Consider the following 18329-nt stretch of genomic DNA (forward strand, 5'->3'; position numbering starts at 1 on the left):
ACATAAGACTAAGTAAGCTAGCGCCACGTTTCAAGAGACATGGAATCGTTACAATGAACCCGCTACTTTTTTTGATCCTGGCACTGATGATGTTCCCCCAGGTGGTCGAGACTATCTACAGCCCTGCACTACCGTCGATGGCGAGCTTTTTCGGCGTATCAGCCTCCACTGCGGGACTGACCCTCTCCTGCTATTTTTTAGTGTTCGCCTTCGGCGTAGTGTTCTGGGGCATGATGGCAGACAAGCTAGGTCGTCGTTCGGCAATGCTGCTTGGGCTGGGCTGCTACGCACTCGGTTCGGGCATTGCTATCTACGCTCGCGATTTTCATTGGCTACTGCTAGCCCGAGCGCTCAGCGCCTTTGGCGCGGCGACCGGCTCGGTGGTCTGCCAGACAATCTTGCGTGACCGTTGGCAGGGAGCGAAACTGGCACAGATTTTCTCTTACATGGGAATGGGTATCGCCCTTAGTCCAGTGGTCGGTCTGTTTGCTGGCGGGCAGTTGGTCAGCGTTGGTGGTCATCAGGCAGTGTTCAGCGCACTGCTTGTGCTGGCACTCCTGTTGCTTGCCATCACCGCCAAAATACTGCCAGAAACCCGCCAGGCACAGGTGCCTTTTGACCTAGTCACGCTAGGAAAACAGATGGTGAAAGACGCTGCGCTATGGCGCGATGTCATTCTGGTAGCCTGCTTTAACGTACTGCTGTTTGGCTATTATCTACAGGGCCCATTCCTATTTGATAGGCTTGGACTGAGCGCGCAGGCGTTCGGGTACAGCGGAGTAGCGCTGGCAACCGGCAGCATATTTGGCAGCTATGCCAACAAGACGCTACTTAAGAATGGCAGGAGCTCTCATCAACTTATCGCCCGAGCCTGTCAACTAGCGGTGGTCAGCGCCCTAGGCGTCTACACCCTGCAATCTTCCTTGCTATTCCTGTTACCGATGATGGGTATAGCAGCAGCGTTTGCGGTGGCTATTCCCAATATCCTCAGCCGAGCACTTAAAAACTACCAGCAGCAGTTGGGCAGCGCTGGCGCCCTATTCGGCCTCGGCTACTACCTGCTAATAGGAGTAGGGCTTGGAGCCAGCAGTTGGCTAAATAATATGGGCCAGAGTGCATTACTGTGTGCCATCACGGCACTACTCGCCACGGGTTGGGAAAGGTCGCGCCGATAGCTCCCTACCTAGCGCACCACAAAAAAGCCCGAGCATGGCAATATGCTCGGGCAAATGACTTACCCACACGACCCGATATCAGTGAGGCAAGTAACGAGAGTGCTCGTGTCGATTTACATCGTATTCATTAGTGGTGAAAACGCTCAGCGGCCTGACGGGCCAGCTCGCGAATACCGTCCCAATCCTCTGCATCAACCATGGCTTTCGGCGTTAGCCAAGAACCGCCTACACACATAACATTGGGGAGTGACAGGTAGGTTTCAGCGTTATCGATTGTGATACCGCCGGTTGGGCAAAAACGCGCCTCGGGAATCGGCGCACCAAAGGCTTTAATGGCTTTGGCACCACCGCTGGACTCAGCCGGGAAAAACTTGAAGCGCCGGTAGCCGTATTGCCAGCCAGTCATCAGCTCAGAGATCGTTGATACGCCGGGCAACATCGGCACCGGGCTCTCTACGCCATAGCGATACAGCGCTTCAGTGGCGCCGGGTGTCACCACAAAATCCGCACCTACCTGTTCAGCTTGGCGGTATTGCGCGGGCGTTAACACGGTTCCCACACCGATGCTGGCTCCCGGCAGCGCTTCTTTCATACGCTTAATTGCCTCTAGCGCGCAGTCGGAACGCAAGGTAACTTCCAACACGCTTAAACCACCTTCCACCAAGGCACGACCTAGCGGTACCGCATCTTCAAGACGCTCAACGGTAATCACCGGAATGACCTCGGCTTTTAAGCAGATGCTGTCAAGCTCGGCAGTGCGCGTTGAGGGTAGCTGTTTATCGATTGTCATTAGTGAGTCTCCAAGCAGTTTTACTGGCAAACGTTTTATTGGCGAACGCCCAGGCGTTATGGCGCCCAGTAGATCGCTAACGGGCAAGATAAAAACGCGCGAATAGGCAGCTTACGGACATCATCACCGTTCATGGCGCTTGCCAGTACGCTGCGCTTATCATCGCCAGTAATATGTAAAATATGTCGATGCGCCTGATGTAGGCGATCTGCCGAAAAAGTAATACGCGCCTGCGGCTGACTAGGCGTGCGTACCGCGACAAGCGGCTCATCGGTAGAGAGCGCTAAACCTAGTTCTAGGCTGTCGGGGAACAGCGACGCCGTATGGCCATCGCCGCCCATTCCCAAGATCACAACGCTGGCGGGCCAAGGCAGAGATGCCGTGCGTTTGGCAACCTCATCAACCCCTTCCTCCGGCGTCGAGGCATCCGAGGTTAGCGCTACGAAGTTGGCATTCGCAGCCGCTCCTTGAAGCAGGTTTTCGCGCACCAGCTTGGCATTGCTATCGCTACTTTCCTCATCCACCCAGCGTTCGTCGGCCAAAGTGATATCAATGCGCTCCCAAGGCAGCGGTTTGGCTGCCAGCGCTTTAAAAAAAGGCACCGGCGTAGAGCCACCCGAGACGACTAGTAGCGCGCGCTCTTGGTGATTCAAGTCTTCGGCCAATGCCTGGAAGACCGCTTCTGCCAGCTGCTGTGCTAGCGCTTGACGTGCTTCGCTCATATTAATAGTCCTCGTACCAGCTGCGGCCATCTTGGGTAATCATGGCGATGGAGGCGACCGGCCCCCAAGAGCCTGCCGGGTAACGGCGCGGCGGGGTTTCGCGGGCTTGCCAACCGTCGATGAGCTGGTCGCACCAACGCCAAGCGTGCTCAACTTCATCACGGCGCACGAACAGATACTGTTGGCCTTTCATAACTTCCAGCAGCAAGCGCTCATAGGCGTCTGGGATACGTGATTTAGGGAACGCGCTGTTAAAGTCCAGGTGCAACGGACCAGGGCGCAGGCGCATGCCTTTATGCAAACCGCTGTCTTTGGTGAGCACTTGAAGCGCGATCCCTTCATCCGGCTGCAGGCGAATAATCAGCTTGTTAGACGCAATCCCCCGCTGGTCAGGGTCAAAAATATAGTGCGGCTGCTGGCGGAAGTGGATCACGATTTGGGACAGTTTTTCAGGCATGCGCTTACCGGTACGCAGGTAGAACGGCACGCCCGCCCAGCGCCAATTTGAGACCTCGGTTTTCATTGCCACAAAGGTTTCGGTCTGGCTCTGGGTATTCGCCCCTTCTTCTTCCAGGTAGCCGGGTACCGGCTGACCATCATTGGTGCCCGCGGTATATTGCCCACGTACTACATCACGCCCCAGCGCTTCACCGGTAAACGGCTTTAGGGCTTTCAGCACTTTTACTTTCTCATCACGAATCGCGTCGGCATCCAGGTTGGAAGGCGGATCCATGGCAATCAAGCATAGCAATTGGAGCAAGTGGTTTTGCACCATATCGCGAAGCTGCCCGGCATCATCGAAGTAGCCCCAGCGCCCTTCAATGCCGACCTTTTCTGCAACGGTAATTTCTACATGGGAAATATGGTTCTGATTCCATTGCGTCCCGAATAACGGGTTAGCAAAGCGCAGCGCAATCAGGTTCTGTACCGTTTCTTTACCTAAATAGTGGTCAATACGGTAAATACGCGACTCAGGAAAAACGGCCCCAATAGCATCGTTAACTTCTTCTGATGACACTAGATCGTAGCCGATGGGCTTCTCAACGATGACCCGCGTTTGCTCATCCAGGCTGCCACTCGCCTCAAGGTTGCGGCAAATATCGCCGTAGATCATGGCGCCAACGGATAAATAAACCACCATGGGGCGATCGGAGCCTTCGCGCCATTCACGTATTTGCTCAAAACCCTCAACTTTTTTGAAATCCAGCTGGCAATAGTCAAGCCGATTTAGAAAACGCTCGAGACTCTCTTTATCCTGCTCATCTTTTTTTAGCCGCTTTTGCAACGCGCCGCTGACCAATTGGCGGAATGCAGCGGTGTCATGCGCTTGACGTGCCAGCCCCATAATCCGCGTGCTTGCGGGCATTAAGCCCTCACGGTCAAGGTGATAAAGCGCAGGAAACAGCTTGCGCATCGCAAGATCGCCCAGCGCCCCAAACAGCGCTAAATCAATAGCGTGTTTCTGATCGCCCAGCGGGGAATGTGACTGGCTCATCTCGGCTCCTATTTATAATTAGATGATCTAATGTAGTTAGATTACCTAAAATCTATCTGATATTGGGCATTATACGCAACATTACATGTAATTTTACTACAAAAAAATAGCACTGCCTCCCCAATTACAACTTTAAACGTTATTTACGTCTCTATTTAAGCAGTGTCGACCCTGAGCAGTACCGATGCCGACATCTAACGTTATACCGCTTTATTGTTACCTTTCATTCCACTCTACGCCCCTTGGATACGCCATCGCTACGCCCCTTGAGGATGAGGTGACGTTGCGCGTAATTGGCGACGCTGGCAGTGACTAAAGCGCTGCTCATCAACATGCTCGCAGCCCTCTACGACAACAACAATCTACGACAACAACAATCCACGACAACAACAGTGAGGTATTTACATTATGGCAACGTCTCGCCCAATTATGATGCCACTGCTAAGCGCCACGCTGGCCGCCAGTGCCGCCCTTCCCGCCGTTGCGTTTGAGGACGACCGCCTGACTATCTGGATGGGTGATAATAAGGGTCAAGCAGGCATTCGCGCAGTTGCCGAGCAGTTTCTTGAAGAAACCGGCATCGAAGTTAAGGTGGTATTTCCCGATAACCTTACCGACCGCTTTCAGCAGGCAGCGGGAAGTGGCCAGGGGCCGGACATCGTCATCTGGGCTCACGATCGCATGGGCGAGTGGGCACAAAGCGGCTTGTTGAAACAAGTCGCCCCTAGTGACAGCTTCCGCGAGGCGTTTTACGACTTTACCTGGGAAGCTGCGCTGTGGAATGGTGAAACCTACGGCTACCCGATATCGGTAGAGTCACTGGGCCTCATTTACAACAAAGCCTTGATAGAAACACCGCCAGAAAGCTTTACCGAACTGATGGAGCTTGACGAAGCGCTCTCTCAAGACGGCAAAAAGGCCATCCTATTTGATTACAGCGAGCCGTATTACGGCTGGACCTTGCTAGCGGCCAACGGCGGCTACCCTTTCAAGCAGACCGACAGCGGCTATGACGTCAGCGATATCGGCGTTAACAACGAAGGTGCCCTACAAGGGGCAGAACTGCTGGTTGAGTTGATCGAAAGCGATGTACTACCCCGCGGCACTGATTACAACCTGATGGACACCCGCTTTAACCAGGGCGAAGTGGCCACCATGATTAGCGGCCCATGGGCCTGGCCGAACCTGGAGCGTAGCGGAATTGACTACGGCGTCGCACTACTGCCGAAAGTGGACAATGAGCGTGCTAAACCCATGTTTGGCGTGATGACGGCAATGATTAACTCGGCCACACCCAATGATTTTCTCGCTGTGGAGTTTTTAGAAAACTACCTGCTTAGTGAAGAGGGCATGCACACATTCAACAGCGACGGCTCATTGGGAGCGGTTGCGCATATCGATTATCAGGCTGAGCTTGCTGATAACCCTAATATTGCCGCGACGCTTGAAAATGCCGAAGTCGGTATGCCCATGCCAAATATTCCTGAAATGGGTGCTTTCTGGGCAGCCATGGAGCCCGCCCTGCAAAACATCGGCAGTGGGCGTCAGTCGCCCCAAGAAGCGCTGGATGCCGCTGCGCGGCGTATGCGCCAGTAAGAGCTTTTTCTGCCCTTCTGCCCGGTCGCCAATGCCGCCGGGCAGCTTTCAGGATGTCACTATGTATACCACTAACGCCTCCCGTGGCCTTCCCCGCCATCGCTCTCGCCATCTCACCGAACGTTACACCCGCTGGGCACTTCGCTGCGTCATTGCCACTATGGTAATCGCGCTGTTATGGCTGGTAGTCGCCTTCCACCTTAACGGCCAGTGGATGTTTGCGCTGCTCTTTCTAGTGCTGGGCGCCTCGCTAGGCGTGGTGTTTACCAAACGCACGTTAATGAGCCACCGGTATATTTTTCCTGCCGTGGCGGGGCTCGGCGTATTTGTTATTTTCCCGCTGCTTTACACCATCGGCATTAGCTTTAGTAATTACAGCTCAAGCAACCTGCTATCGGAACAGCGCGTGCGCGGCCAGCTGATGAGCCAAACCTATCAACAGGAAGGCAACGCGTTTGAGTTAACGCTTTACCAAGCAGGGGAGCTTGTCCGCTTATACCTGGAAAACAATGAGGCAGACACGCCCCAGCGCTTCGTTTCTTCACCGCTCAACTTCGCCAACCATGAACCCCGCCAAATAGGCATTCAGGCAGTAGACGCTTCGCCTGCCCAAGAGCCACTGGGAATGCGCGCTATTATTCAGGCACGTGATTCTCTGCAAGGGCTTAGGCTGCTGACACCGGATGGCGCGGAGCTGCGTATGGCAGGGTTACGCCAGTTTGCCCCTATGGTGGATCGCTATGAAGCTCGTGAAGACGGCTCGCTTTATGATCGCCGCGATGACCGCGTTCTTACCCCCGACCCCGCTAGCGGATTTTTTGTCGCTGATAACGGTGAAAGCATTACGCCGGGATGGCCTGTTAATGTAGGGTTTACCAACTATACGAAGATATTCACCGATCCCGACATTCGTGGTCCCTTCATGCAGATCTTTGTGTGGACCTTTGTGTTTGCCGCACTGACGGTAGTCTTCACCCTGGCCGTTGGCTTTGTCTTGGCGTCACTGTTGCAGTGGGATCAACTCAAGGGCAAAGCCGTTTATCGCACGCTGTTAATCCTGCCCTACGCCGTGCCCGCCTTTATCTCCATCCTGATTTTTAAAGGCATGTTTAATCAGCATTTCGGTGAAGTGAATATGATTTTGGACACGCTGTTTGGTGTTCGGCCAGAGTGGTTTACCGACCCGTGGCTGGCGCGCTCCATGCTATTGATTGTTAATACCTGGTTGGGCTACCCCTATATGTTGCTGCTGTGCATGGGGCTAATTCAAGCCATCCCCCAAGATCTCTACGAAGCCTCGGCAGTCGATGGCGGCGGCCCTATTACCAACTTGTTCAAGATTACTTTGCCACTGATTATTAAACCGCTAACACCGCTGTTAATTGCTGCCTTTGCATTTAACTTCAATAACTTTGTGCTAATTGCACTATTGACCGGCGGCAACCCTGACATTTTGGGCGCCAGCACACCAGCAGGCACCACCGATCTATTGGTCAGCTACACCTACCGTATTGCCTTCCAGGATGCTGGACAGAATTTTGGGCTGGCAGCCGCCATCGCAACGCTTATTTTCCTCTTGGTCGCGGGTATGTCGTTGCTCAATTTGCGCCTTTCCAAGGTTAAGGTTTAGGAGGTTACTCATGGCCATGGTTCAACCCCGCTCGGTGGGTGCGCGCCGCTTGGGCGCACATCTTGCACTGATCTGCTTTGTTTCACTGATTGTCTTCCCGCTGTTGTTGGTGATTTCAATCTCATTTCGCGAGGGTAACTTTGCCTCTGGCAGCTTGATTCCCGAGAATTTCTCGTTGGAACACTGGTCGTTAGCACTGGGAATTCCCTGGGAACGTCCGGATGGCAGTATTGTTCAACCGCCCTTTCCCGTGCTGCTGTGGCTATGGAACTCGATAAAAGTGGCGGTGGTTTCTTCGGTGCTGATTCTAATGTTAGCAACGACGAGCGCTTACGCTTTCGCACGCATGCGCTTTAAAGGCAAAGAACCGCTTTTGAAAGGCATGCTGATTTTCCAGATGTTTCCAGCCGTGCTGTCGCTCGTGGCGCTTTACGCCCTGTTTGATCGGCTGGGGCAGTTTGTTGGCTGGTTAGGCATCAACACCCACGGCGCGCTGATCGTGGCCTCACTGGGCGCGGTCGCGCTGCATATCTGGACCATTAAAGGCTACTTTGAGTCGATTGATGGCTCGTTGGAAGAAGCGGCGATGGTCGATGGCGCCAGCACCTGGCAGGCGTTCCGCTACATTCTGCTGCCGCTGTCGATTCCCATTCTGATGGTGGTTTTCATTCTGGCTTTTGTGATGAGCATCATGGAATATCCCATGGCCTCAGTACTGCTGGTGGATGAACACAAACTCACCCTGGCGGTAGGTGCCCAACAATACCTTGCCGACCACAACCAGCGCTGGGGCAACTTTGCCGCTGCTGCAGTGCTTTCCGGCCTGCCCATTACCGTCGCATTCTTGATCTGCCAGCGCTGGATTATTGGCGGATTAACCGCTGGGGGCGTCAAAGGCTAAATTCCTGGATTTAACTCATAAATGCAGCACTCCCGCTTCCTCGCTTGAGCACATTGCTCGTCACCGGTCCTATTGATAGGGCCGGTTTTTTCATCACTGTATTGATTACTTGAGTATTTTTTAGAGAAATTTTACGGACTTTTTGTGGTTGTCATGGTGTTATATCGCGATAAACATTAGGGCAATTTAAGAGCGGATCTATGACCACCTTTCCCAGCGGGATTTACTATCGAGACGCTTACCGCAATTGGGCACAAATATTTAAAATCATGGCAGTGCTATGGTTAGTGCTTGCCATGTTTATGACACTGCCTTGGATTGTGCTGGTGTTTGAAAAAGATCCTGACGCTCCTGCGTTCGGAATGTCGCTTCTCATTATTTTGAGCGCCACGCTGATCACTTGGTTGCTAACCCGCCGAGTATCGCTGGAGCTGAAGCCTTGGCAAATGTTTATATTGACGGCGGGCAGTTGGACCAGCATTAGCTGTTTTGCCAGCCTTCCACTTATCTTAGGTGCGCCCCAACTGAGCGTCACGAATGCCGTCTTTGAGTCGGTCTCCGCGATTACCACTACCGGTTCGACCATTTTAACGGGAATCGAAGAGTTATCCGACGGATTAAAGCTGTGGCGAGGCTTAATGCAGTGGATGGGTGGTATCGGCATTATCGTCATGGGCATCGCTATTCTGCCGTTTCTTAAAGTAGGCGGCATGCGGCTATTCCACACTGAATCTTCGGATTGGTCCGATAAAGTAATGCCTCGCACGGGGGGTATTGCAAAAGCGACGCTAACTATCTACGTGGCGCTGACCCTACTGGCCATACTGAGTTATTGGGTCGGTGGAATGCTGCCACTAGATGCCGTGGTTCACGGGATGACATCATTGGCGACCGGTGGCTTTGCCAACTCTGACGCCTCGTTTGGTGCCTACGCGGAGCAACCGTGGTTGGTATGGATGGGTAGCCTTTTTATGCTGAGTGGTGCGCTACCCTTTGTCTTATATATTCGATTTATTCGTACCTCCCGCAGCGCCCTGTGGAAAGACCAACAGGTGCGTGGTTTGTTAAAACTCCTGCTAGCGGCAATTTTAGTTCTTAGCACATGGCGCGTTTTACAAGGCGATGATTGGTTTGTCTCGCTCACCCACGTCACGTTTAACGTCATTTCAGTTGTGACTACCACTGGCTATGCATCCGACGACTATACGCTGTGGGGTTCATTACCCATCGTGGCGTTCTTCTATCTTACGTTTATAGGTGGCTGTAGCGGCTCTACCAGCGGTGGTATGAAAGTGTTCCGCTTCCAAATCGCTATGCTGATGCTGCGTAATCAATTGCGCTACCTAATTCACGCGAATGGTGTTTTCACAACGCGCTATAATCAGCAGCCGGTGACCAATGATATTTCCCGCAGCGTAGTGGCCTTCTCTTTCTTCTTTTTTATTACCATTGCAGTGCTTGCCTTGAGCCTTTCAGCATTGGGGCTGGACTTAGTCACGGCCCTTTCCGGTGCGGCCACTGCGGTGGCGAATGTAGGCCCGGGTCTCGGTGACACCATTGGTCCGGCAGGTAACTTTGCAACACTACCCGATGCCGCCAAATGGCTACTGTGCATCGGTATGTTAATGGGGCGCCTGGAGATTTTAACGGTCGTGGTGCTGCTCACACCGATGTTCTGGCGACGCTAACCTTATTAGAACCGTGCTACGTTTCAGGGCGCAGCGCGGCTTCTACCAGCAATCGATATCCGACGCCTGCTTCTGTTTGAAGCAAGGTGGGTGTTTGTGGGTCATCTCCCAGCTTCTGCCTTAGCCGGCTGATCACGATGCGCAAATAGTGCGTATCATCAACATGCGTTGGCCCCCATATCTCTTTTAACAGCTGGGTCTGGGTAACGACTCGACCGGCGTAGCGGCACAGGCGCGCTAGCACAGCAAACTCTTTGCGCGTTAAATGCACATCGTCTTGCTGTAGTGTGACCCGTCTTAGTTCCAGATCAATCGCTAACCCCTGGCTGACATAGTAACTTGATGTTTGCTCTCCCCGAGCTTTCTGGGCCAAGCGCAATACAGCTCTTATACGCGCTAGCAACTCTTGAATGCCAAAGGGCTTAGTAACGTAATCGTTAGCACCGTTATCCAACGAAAAGACTTTCTCTTCTTCCCGATCACGCACAGATACCACAATGACCGGCACGGTACTGTGCTCACGTATACCCTGCAGTACTTCGTGGCCATCCATATCCGGCAAGCCTAAATCGAGCAGCACGACGTCAGGAGCTTGGGTGTACACCATGGCTAACGCTTGCTCGCCATTCTCTGCTTCCAATACTGCGTAGCCCTGAGAGGCTAAACTGATACGCAAAAATCGCCGAATCTGCTGCTCATCATCAACAATTAGAATGCGACCGCTGCCTTCACTCTTCATCACCCCTCCTAATATCTGCACCTAACAGTGGCAGCGTTATAATAATCGCGGTACCTCGCCCACTTTCAGCCCTATCGGCCATAATAGTGCCGCCATGAGCACCAATCATGCCGCGACATATGGCTAAACCAAGGCCGCTACCGTGGGCACTTCTATCGCCGTCACCACCGCTGTAAAACATATCGAATACCTGCTCACGCAGCTCGGGGGAAATACCTGGGCCTTGATCTTCAACAGTAATTACCAACGCTGCGGGGTCACCTTCCGCGCAGTGCGCCTTAATGCTCAATTCCCCCCCGGGTGGTGAAAAACGTTGAGCGTTATCCAAGACATTGACTAACGCTTGCTCTACCAGCGCAGGGTGAACATAAAGCAACGGCAACGAAGAGGGCCAGGACTTGCGCACAACGACATGCTTAAGTGACTGACCCAAGCGCTTGAGCGCTGAGTTAATAACGTCGTCAAACGCTACCCAGTCTCGCTCAATTTTTAACGTGCCGTGGCCCAGTCGGGTCATATCCAACAAGTTTTGTATGTATCGATTAAGTCGCTCGCTTTCTGACAAAATGCCATCAAGCAGCTCACGCTGGTCGTTATCGCTTAGCTGCGGTTTGAGTTCGATCAACGAACTGGCTGAGCCAATAATAGAGGAAAGCGGTGTACGTAGGTCATGAGACACCGACGAGAGTAACGCAGAGCGCAGACGTTCGTTCTCTTCGGAGACACGGGTTGTATTCAACTCTGCCACTAGTCGGGTGCGCTCTAGCGCCATACTAAGCTGACGCACCAGTGTATCCATTAACGACTCATGTTCGTAGGTAAGTGATTTTTGACTTTCCGACAGTTTAAGCGCCAGCATCCCTACTTTTTCTCCCTGCACGGTCAGGGGTATCAAGCGCCAAGCCTGTTGACTCAGGGTGTCTGTGCCTTGGCCACTGGGCTTTTGATGCTGCCAACTCCATACCGCCGCTTGCTTAGCGGCCATGTCCAGACGCACCGAATCCGGCAATGCATGAACCACTCGCACTTCATTCGCGCTTTCGGCGCTTTCAATAAATACCGTGGGCACCGCAAAGCACTGCACCAATGTATCAACGCCAATTTTTGCTGCACTGGCGCTGTCTGTCGCGGTTGATAGCTGTTCGGCATAACGCAACAAAAGCTGGGTCTGATCGCGGCTAGCACGCAGTGCAATTAAACGCCGACGTCCCCTGCCCGCAAGCTGCCCAACCACCACGGCGACGAGTAAGAAGAAAACTGCGGTTAGCAGTTGACCACGCTCCACCATGGCAAAGGTGAGACGTGGCTCGGTAAAGAAGAAGTTGAATGCTAAAAAGCTCGCGATGGCACTGAACATCGCCATCGCGGTACCCGCCCATACGGCACTAAACAGTACGGCCACTAAAAACACTAAGGGTAAGTTGGCCAGTTCAAGCCAGGGCTCTAACATGACAGCCACCCCTAGGGATGCCATCACCGCCATGCTAGTGGCCAGTAATTGGGGAGGATGCAGTTTCCAGCCATGCCGCCATCTATTGGCGCGTTGTTTTACGGCCCCTTGTGCCACTACAACAATATCGAACGCTTCGGCATGCGCCATCAAACGTTGAGCCAGTGGCCGTGACCATTTCCACCAGCGACGCTTCGCTTCGCGGCCGACCACAATGGTGGTCGCATTAATTGAACGTGCATAGTTGAGCACTTCGCTTAGCTGACTATGCCCTTGTAAACGTATTGAATCGCCACCCAGCCGAGTAACCAAGCTAAAAACTTGTTCAACAGCTAGTTGCTGCTCTGGGGAGACAATTCCTTTATCAACATAGACCGCTCGCCAGACCGCCAAGCGCCGCTCTGCCATCCGATGAGCCGCGCGAACCAGCGATACGTCCTCTTCACTGCCATTAATCACCACCAGCAGGTGCGGTCTTACCGGCCAGGGGCCTGCCCTACCACCCGCATCCATGGCTACCTTCACATCCGCATCTACCCGCTCGGCCATGGTTTGAATCGCCAGCTCACGCAGCGCGTTGAGATTGGATTCATTAAAATAACCTTCCATGGCAGCACGGGCTTGTTCGGGTATATAGACTTTGCCACGCCTTAAGCGCTCAAGAAGCTCATCGGGCGTTAAATCAACAAGCGATACATCTCGGGCGCGCTCTAACAGCGCATCGGGCACCGTTTCGCGCATGCGAATCCCAGTAATCCGCGCGACATCATCATTCAAGCTTTCGAGATGCTGGACATTAACGGTTGTCCACACGTCAATACCTGCATCGAGCAGCTCTTCAATATCCTGGTAACGACGCGAGTGCCGACTACCAGGAATATTACGGTGGGCGAGTTCGTCCACCAATAAAATAGTGGGGCGTCGCGCTAAGGCGGCATCAATATCAAATTCATAGAAGGTTCTGCCATGGTGCTTTAAAGGCGCTAGCGGAAGCCGCTCCACTCCATCGCACAAGGCTTCGGTATCTGCGCGCCCATGCGACTCCACCACGCCAATGACAATATCTTCACCCTCCTCTGCCCGTTCACGGGCGGTGCGAAGCATGGTGTATGTCTTACCCACACCGGGCGCGGCTCCCAGAAATACACGCAAACAGCCGCGCGCCTCTCGGCGCGCGGCTTTTAGCAATGTATTGGGATCGGGTCGCTGATCCGCTGAATACATTGATTTACTCCATGGTGTCTGAAGCCACCGGGGTGACGGGAGCTGGGGTTAATGGCGCTGCGGTGGTTGATGATACTGGAAAACGATCATCCAAACTGACATTCAGCCGCAACACGTTCACCACCGGCGAGCCCAGCCAGCCTGTGTTTTCAAGTGCTTGATCAATTAGCGCCGTCACAGTAGCTTCGTCGATGCCGCGTGCTTGCGCTACTCTGGCAACCTGTAGCTCAGCCGCCTCGGGGGAGATATGCGGGTCGATACCGGAGCCAGACGCGGTAATCAGATCAACAGGGATTTGATCGACACTTACGTCTTCACGTTGAGCAATGACATTTGCATCTGCCTGGGCGCGCTCGCGCAGCGATACGTTACTCGGCGCCAGATTAGATCCTGAGACGCCACCTGCGTCATTGCCCGCCGCTGATGGGCGACCAATAAAGTACTCATCGCTGACAAACGTCTGGGATACCAGGCTTGACCCGACCACCCGACCAGAGGCGTCTCGAACCAAACTGCCTTGCGCCTGTTCGGGGAATAACCAGCCACCCAGCGTTGTGGTAACCAGCGGATAAATCAGCCCTAGAAGAACGGCCATTACCACCATAAAGCGAAGTGCATTGCCCCAAGAGGCCTTTGCCTGCAGCACATCGTCATTCACTGCGATCTGGCGTTTCATATCTACATTCATCACGTTTCTCCTAGATAAATAACGCAATCAGCATGTCGAGAAGCTTGATGGCGGGGAATGGCAGTAGCAGCCCGCCCAGGCCATAAATCAGCAGATTTCGACGCAACAACTCCGTCGCCGATGCCGCTTTCACAGACACACCGCGCAAGGCAAAGGGGATCAGTGCCGGAATGATTAACGCGTTAAATAGCACAGCTGCTAGCACCGCCGTGGTCGGCGAGTGCAAATTCATAACGTCGAGTACGCCAAGTGCAGGAAAACTAGCGGCAAACAGCGCTGGCAAAATAACAAAGTACTTAGCCACATCATTCGCCAGCGAGAACGTCGTCAGCGCGCCTCGGGTAACCAGTAACTGCTTGCCAATTTCCACCGCACTAATCAGCTTGCCAGGGTCAGAGTCCAGATCCACCATATTGGCCGCTTCACGGGCTGCCTGGGTGCCTGAGTTCATGGCCAACCCTAGATCAGCTTGAGCAAGAGCAGGAGCATCGTTAGTACCGTCACCCACCATGGCAACCAAGCGACCGCTGGCCTGCTCTTCGCGAATTAATGCCAACTTGTGCTCTGGCGTGGCTTCGGCAATGTAGTCATCCACGCCTGCCGTCGCGGCAATAGCCGACGCCGTAATCGGGTTGTCGCCCGTGATCATTACGGTTTTGATACCCATGGCACGCAGTTCAGCAAACTTCTCCGCGATACCGCTTTTAATCACATCAGACAGCGCCACCACGCCCAAAATCTGACTGCCTTCAGCCACCGCAATGGGGGTTGCGCCATCCCGTGAAATACGCGCAATGACCTGCTCGTAATCGCTGGGTATGTCACCGCCCTGGGCTTTTACCCACTCCGCAATCGCATTCGGTGCTCCCTTGCGCAGCTTTTTACCGCTGGTCAGGTCAACACCTGACAGGCGTGTTTCAGCACTGAACGCTTCAAAGGTTGCACCATCGGCTTCTTGTCTAAGCTGGACATCAACGCCCTGTTCAGTGGCTAGCTCTACAATTGAACGACCTTCCGGCGTAGGGTCTTCCAGGGACGTTAAAAAGGCCACGTCACGGACTCGCTGACGCGGAACCTGCTGGCAAGCAGCAAACTCCGTCGCACGGCGATCGCCAAGCGTTATCGTGCCGGTTTTATCCAGCAGCAAGGTGTCGATGCTGCCAGCAATCTCAACGGCTTTACCGGATTTAGCCACCAAGTTAGCCCGCATGGCGCGCTCCATACCCGCAATACCGATAGCAGGCAAGAGGCCACCAATAGTGGTGGGAATTAAACACACCAGCAGTGCCACGAGCATCACCGTGGAGGTTTCAACGCCCACGAAGGACGCCATGGGAACCAAGGTGACGACCACGATTAAAAACACCAGCGTTAGCATTGCCAAGAGTACCGATAGCGCCAGCTCGGAAGGTGTCTTCTGACGGTTTGCGCCTTCTACCAAGGCAATCATGCGATCTAACAACGATTCGCCAGGGTTAGCGCTAACGTCAATAATCAGATAATCCGACAGCACTTTGGTACCGGCACTGACACCGCTGTTATCAGTGCCCGCTTCACGCAGTACGGGCGCAGATTCACCGGTGACAGCCGACTCATTGATCGAGGCAGCCCCTTCAACGATATCGCCATCGGCGGGAATCAGCTCCCCTGCAACCACCTTCACACGATCGCCTTTACGGAGAGAGTCGGCCGTTACATTACTCGTCGTACCATCAGCGTTCAGCTTAACCGCCTTCAGCTCTCCCTTGGTTTTACGCAGCGCCCCAGCATGGGCTTTACCACGTGACTCTGCCAACGACTCGGCACCTGTGGCGAACAGAACGGTGGCTAGCAACAACAACGCTATAGCCAACGCAAAACCGCCATTTTCTCCCTGGGCAAAAGCAATGGGTGTCAGCCCAAAGCACACGACGGTACCAATGGCCACCACGGCCATCACGGGATTGCGCGCAAGCTGTTGAGGCGCAAGTCCTTTCACCGCTCCAGCGACAACCTGGCCAATGGGTAGCGGACGGCGCGGCTGTTTAGCAAGCTCAGTATGTGACATCTCGTTTCTCCTAGAAGCCTTGCGTCACGGCTTCAGCAATCGGGCCAAGCACTAACGCCGGTAAGAAGCCCAGCAGGTTAACAATCACAATCACACCGGCGGTCAATCCCATGAATGCTGGGCTATCCATCGGCAAGGTGCCGCGTCCCGCGGGTGCCGTGCGCTTCGCTGCCAGCCATCCGGCCACCGCTAATGGCACCAGCATGGGCAAGAATCGACCAACCATCAGTGTGATAACACAGGCAAGGTTCCACCACGGCGTATCATCGCCAAGCCCTTCAAAACCAGAGCCGTTATTGGCAAATGAAGAGGCAAATTCGTAAAGCACTTGGGTTAGGCCGTGGAAACCAGGGTTGGAGGTTCCAGCAGCGTTAGGCATCGCTACGGTAAGCGCGGAGAGACCAAGAATGACTAACGGCTGTACCAGGATCGCTAGAGAGATCCAGCGCATTTCACGGGTTTCTAGCGGTTTGCCAAACAGCTCAGGCGCTCTACCGACCATCAATGAGCCAACAAAAGCCGCCAACATCAGATAAAGAAAGAAACCGATAAGCCCAACACCGATGCCGCCAAAGGTGACGTTCACAAACATATCCATCAACACCATCATGCCGCCCATGGGGTTGAAGCTGTCGTGCATGGCGTTAACTGAGCCATTCGACGTTTGTGTCGTCCAACTGCCCCACAAAGCGGAAAGATCGGTACCAAAACGCAGTTCTTTACCTTCCAGATTAGCGCCAGGCTGGGAAAGCTCGACAAGCGCAGCATTCGGCATACGTTCCGAAGAAACCACAACCGAGGTGGAAATCAGCGAAAACGTCAGCATTACAGCACCGATACCGATCATTAATCGGCGTCGGCCACTAATAAGTGCGATGGCAATCAGTAATGCGAAGGGAATGATCGTCAGCGAAGCGGTTTCAATCACGTTGGCCAACGGCGTTGGATTTTCAAGCGGAACGCTGGAGTTTGGTCCATACCAGCCACCACCATTGGTGCCTAGCTGTTTGATCGCAACCATTGATGCAACCGGCCCTAAGGGGATCGACTGCACCTCTTCCACTTGCGCATCCAGCATCTCCACCTGATGCGCCGCTTGGTAGCTGGAAGGTACTCCTTGGGACGTAAGCAACAGCGCCACCACTGCTGCCAGCGGCAACATAACGCGCACTACCGTGCGGGTCATATCATGATAGTAATTGCCAACCCCTTTTACCGTTCCCGCAGGCCGAGCCACTAGCAAAGTACGCGCTATGGCGACTAGCACAGCGAGCCCCGTAGCGGGGGTTAAAAACTGCAGCGTTACAATGGCAAAGGTTTGGCTTAGGTGGGAAAGCTGCGCCTGGCCCGAGTAGTGCTGCTGGTTAGTGTTGGTGGCAAACGATACCGCCGTATGCAGCGCTGTATCCCACTTCATACCGGGTATGCCGTCAGGATTCAGGGGCAATAAGCCCTGACACATAAACACCAGCCATGCCAGCAGTATCAAGCCTACATGCAGCTTCACAATAGCTAGCGCATAGACTTGCCACGTCATTACGCTTTGACTATTAACGCCTGCTAACCGGTAGATAGGCGTTTCTATCACTCTGAATAGCGTGTCGATTCGGCTTGGCTGGGTACTTAGCGCGCGGGCAATGTATATCCCTAATGGCACACCAAGTAATGCCACGATGGCATAAATGGCGATCATGTCGTTCATGGCAATCTCCTAAAAACGCTCGGGGCAAAATAGCGCGTAAAACAAGTACGCCGCTGTGCCGGTGGCGATTATCAACAGTGCAATAGTCATCGATGTGCCTCCTTTGATTGGCACCTTGAGCTTAGAGATTGCCTGCGTAAAAAATCGATGGCGTTTAAGGCGTTAGCCGTCAAAAAGATGTAAAAAAAACAACTTTTGGCCCCTTAAGAGAGCTGCCTGCCATTGCTGAGCTCGACAGCTTCCCTATAGATAGGTGACTATCTTCAGTGACATGTCGCCAGAGTGATCAAACCACCGATGAAGATTATTATTTTGGGTGCCGGCCAAGTTGGTGCCACCCTGGCGGAGCACCTTGCCCGCGAAGAAAATGACATCACCGTTGTCGATACCGACGGCGCAAAACTTCGCGAACTGCACACCAAACTGGATATTCGTACCGTGACGGGCTCGGCTTCGTATCCGATTGTGCTGCGTCAGGCAGG

The 18329-nt window shown here is 53.7% G+C and carries 15 protein-coding genes; 6 read left to right on the forward strand and 9 right to left on the reverse strand.

Annotation, left to right across the window (positions count from 1 at the left end):
• Positions 1–53: 53 nt before the first annotated feature.
• Entirely contained in the window at positions 54–1175 is a 1122-nt protein-coding gene (locus HVE01_RS10440; protein WP_146943970.1) for a multidrug effflux MFS transporter, read from the forward strand.
• 127 nt (positions 1176–1302) lie between these two features.
• Here the strand turns inward: HVE01_RS10440 and HVE01_RS10445 are convergent, their stop codons facing one another.
• From HVE01_RS10445 to zwf, 3 genes are read right to left on the reverse strand one after another with little or no spacing between them, the layout of a single operon-like run.
• Entirely contained in the window at positions 1303–1965 is a 663-nt protein-coding gene (locus tag HVE01_RS10445) for a bifunctional 4-hydroxy-2-oxoglutarate aldolase/2-dehydro-3-deoxy-phosphogluconate aldolase (RefSeq protein WP_125747086.1), read from the reverse strand.
• A 56-nt stretch (positions 1966–2021) separates the two neighbouring features.
• Positions 2022–2687 (reverse strand): 6-phosphogluconolactonase, encoded by a 666-nt coding sequence (gene pgl / locus HVE01_RS10450; protein ID WP_146943972.1) that lies wholly within the window; start codon positions 2685–2687, stop codon positions 2022–2024.
• 1 nt (position 2688) lies between these two features.
• Entirely contained in the window at positions 2689–4182 is a 1494-nt protein-coding gene (gene zwf, locus HVE01_RS10455; protein WP_146943974.1) for a glucose-6-phosphate dehydrogenase, read from the reverse strand.
• 408 nt (positions 4183–4590) lie between these two features.
• Between zwf and malE the strand changes: the two genes are divergently transcribed.
• The 4 genes from malE (at position 4591) to HVE01_RS10475 (ending at position 9997) form a co-directional block, all read left to right on the forward strand.
• Complete coding sequence (gene malE / locus HVE01_RS10460) at positions 4591–5778, forward strand: maltose/maltodextrin ABC transporter substrate-binding protein MalE (RefSeq protein WP_146943976.1); 1188 nt, start codon at positions 4591–4593, stop codon at positions 5776–5778.
• A 61-nt stretch (positions 5779–5839) separates the two neighbouring features.
• On the forward strand, positions 5840–7408 hold the full coding sequence (malF, locus tag HVE01_RS10465; RefSeq protein WP_146944009.1) for a maltose ABC transporter permease MalF: 1569 nt from the start codon (positions 5840–5842) through the stop codon (positions 7406–7408).
• Positions 7409–7418: 10 nt separating this feature from the next.
• On the forward strand, positions 7419–8309 hold the full coding sequence (gene malG / locus HVE01_RS10470) for a maltose ABC transporter permease MalG (protein WP_089037962.1): 891 nt from the start codon (positions 7419–7421) through the stop codon (positions 8307–8309).
• A 200-nt stretch (positions 8310–8509) separates the two neighbouring features.
• Complete coding sequence (locus tag HVE01_RS10475) at positions 8510–9997, forward strand: TrkH family potassium uptake protein (protein ID WP_146943978.1); 1488 nt, start codon at positions 8510–8512, stop codon at positions 9995–9997.
• A 16-nt stretch (positions 9998–10013) separates the two neighbouring features.
• On the opposite strand, the gene HVE01_RS10480 is transcribed toward HVE01_RS10475, so the two are convergent.
• The 6 genes from HVE01_RS10480 to kdpF are packed head-to-tail and all read right to left on the reverse strand — an operon-like array spanning position 10014 to position 17937.
• Complete coding sequence (locus HVE01_RS10480) at positions 10014–10736, reverse strand: response regulator (protein ID WP_089037960.1); 723 nt, start codon at positions 10734–10736, stop codon at positions 10014–10016.
• A complete protein-coding gene (locus tag HVE01_RS10485; RefSeq protein ID WP_146943980.1) occupies positions 10726–13410 on the reverse strand; it encodes a sensor histidine kinase in 2685 nt (894 codons plus the stop codon). Before HVE01_RS10485 ends, HVE01_RS10480 begins: the two co-directional genes overlap by 11 nt.
• A 4-nt stretch (positions 13411–13414) precedes the next feature.
• The gene (gene kdpC, locus HVE01_RS10490; RefSeq protein ID WP_244973792.1) at positions 13415–14098 is read right to left on the reverse strand and encodes a potassium-transporting ATPase subunit KdpC; all 684 of its coding nucleotides are present in this window, start codon (positions 14096–14098) and stop codon (positions 13415–13417) included.
• Positions 14099–14108: 10 nt separating this feature from the next.
• Complete coding sequence (gene kdpB, locus HVE01_RS10495) at positions 14109–16145, reverse strand: potassium-transporting ATPase subunit KdpB (RefSeq protein WP_146943982.1); 2037 nt, start codon at positions 16143–16145, stop codon at positions 14109–14111.
• Positions 16146–16155: 10 nt separating this feature from the next.
• Positions 16156–17847 (reverse strand): potassium-transporting ATPase subunit KdpA, encoded by a 1692-nt coding sequence (gene kdpA / locus HVE01_RS10500; protein WP_146943984.1) that lies wholly within the window; start codon positions 17845–17847, stop codon positions 16156–16158.
• Positions 17848–17856: 9 nt separating this feature from the next.
• Positions 17857–17937 carry a K(+)-transporting ATPase subunit F gene (gene kdpF, locus HVE01_RS20170; RefSeq protein WP_372374285.1) on the reverse strand — a complete coding sequence of 27 codons (81 nt, stop codon included), beginning with the start codon at positions 17935–17937 and terminating at the stop codon, positions 17857–17859.
• A 207-nt stretch (positions 17938–18144) separates the two neighbouring features.
• Here kdpF and HVE01_RS10510 point away from each other — a divergent pair.
• The coding region (locus HVE01_RS10510; protein ID WP_186808838.1) for an NAD-binding protein at positions 18145–18329 on the forward strand (185 nt) is incomplete at its 3' end.

This window comes from Vreelandella venusta, from assembly GCF_007989605.1.
GTDB lineage: Bacteria > Pseudomonadota > Gammaproteobacteria > Pseudomonadales > Halomonadaceae > Vreelandella > Vreelandella venusta.

Coding starts and splice junctions, on each gene's coding strand:
- HVE01_RS10440 (WP_146943970.1), top strand. CDS start 54: ATGAACCCGCTACTTTTTTTGATCCTGGCACTGATGATGTTCCCCCAG.
- HVE01_RS10445 (WP_125747086.1), bottom strand. CDS start 1,965: ATGACAATCGATAAACAGCTACCCTCAACGCGCACTGCCGAGCTTGAC.
- pgl (WP_146943972.1), bottom strand. CDS start 2,687: ATGAGCGAAGCACGTCAAGCGCTAGCACAGCAGCTGGCAGAAGCGGTC.
- zwf (WP_146943974.1), bottom strand. CDS start 4,182: ATGAGCCAGTCACATTCCCCGCTGGGCGATCAGAAACACGCTATTGAT.
- malE (WP_146943976.1), top strand. CDS start 4,591: ATGGCAACGTCTCGCCCAATTATGATGCCACTGCTAAGCGCCACGCTG.
- malF (WP_146944009.1), top strand. CDS start 5,840: ATGTATACCACTAACGCCTCCCGTGGCCTTCCCCGCCATCGCTCTCGC.
- malG (WP_089037962.1), top strand. CDS start 7,419: ATGGCCATGGTTCAACCCCGCTCGGTGGGTGCGCGCCGCTTGGGCGCA.
- HVE01_RS10475 (WP_146943978.1), top strand. CDS start 8,510: ATGACCACCTTTCCCAGCGGGATTTACTATCGAGACGCTTACCGCAAT.
- HVE01_RS10480 (WP_089037960.1), bottom strand. CDS start 10,736: ATGAAGAGTGAAGGCAGCGGTCGCATTCTAATTGTTGATGATGAGCAG.
- HVE01_RS10485 (WP_146943980.1), bottom strand. CDS start 13,410: ATGTATTCAGCGGATCAGCGACCCGATCCCAATACATTGCTAAAAGCC.
- kdpC (WP_244973792.1), bottom strand. CDS start 14,098: ATGAATGTAGATATGAAACGCCAGATCGCAGTGAATGACGATGTGCTG.
- kdpB (WP_146943982.1), bottom strand. CDS start 16,145: ATGTCACATACTGAGCTTGCTAAACAGCCGCGCCGTCCGCTACCCATT.
- kdpA (WP_146943984.1), bottom strand. CDS start 17,847: ATGAACGACATGATCGCCATTTATGCCATCGTGGCATTACTTGGTGTG.
- kdpF (WP_372374285.1), bottom strand. CDS start 17,937: ATGACTATTGCACTGTTGATAATCGCCACCGGCACAGCGGCGTACTTG.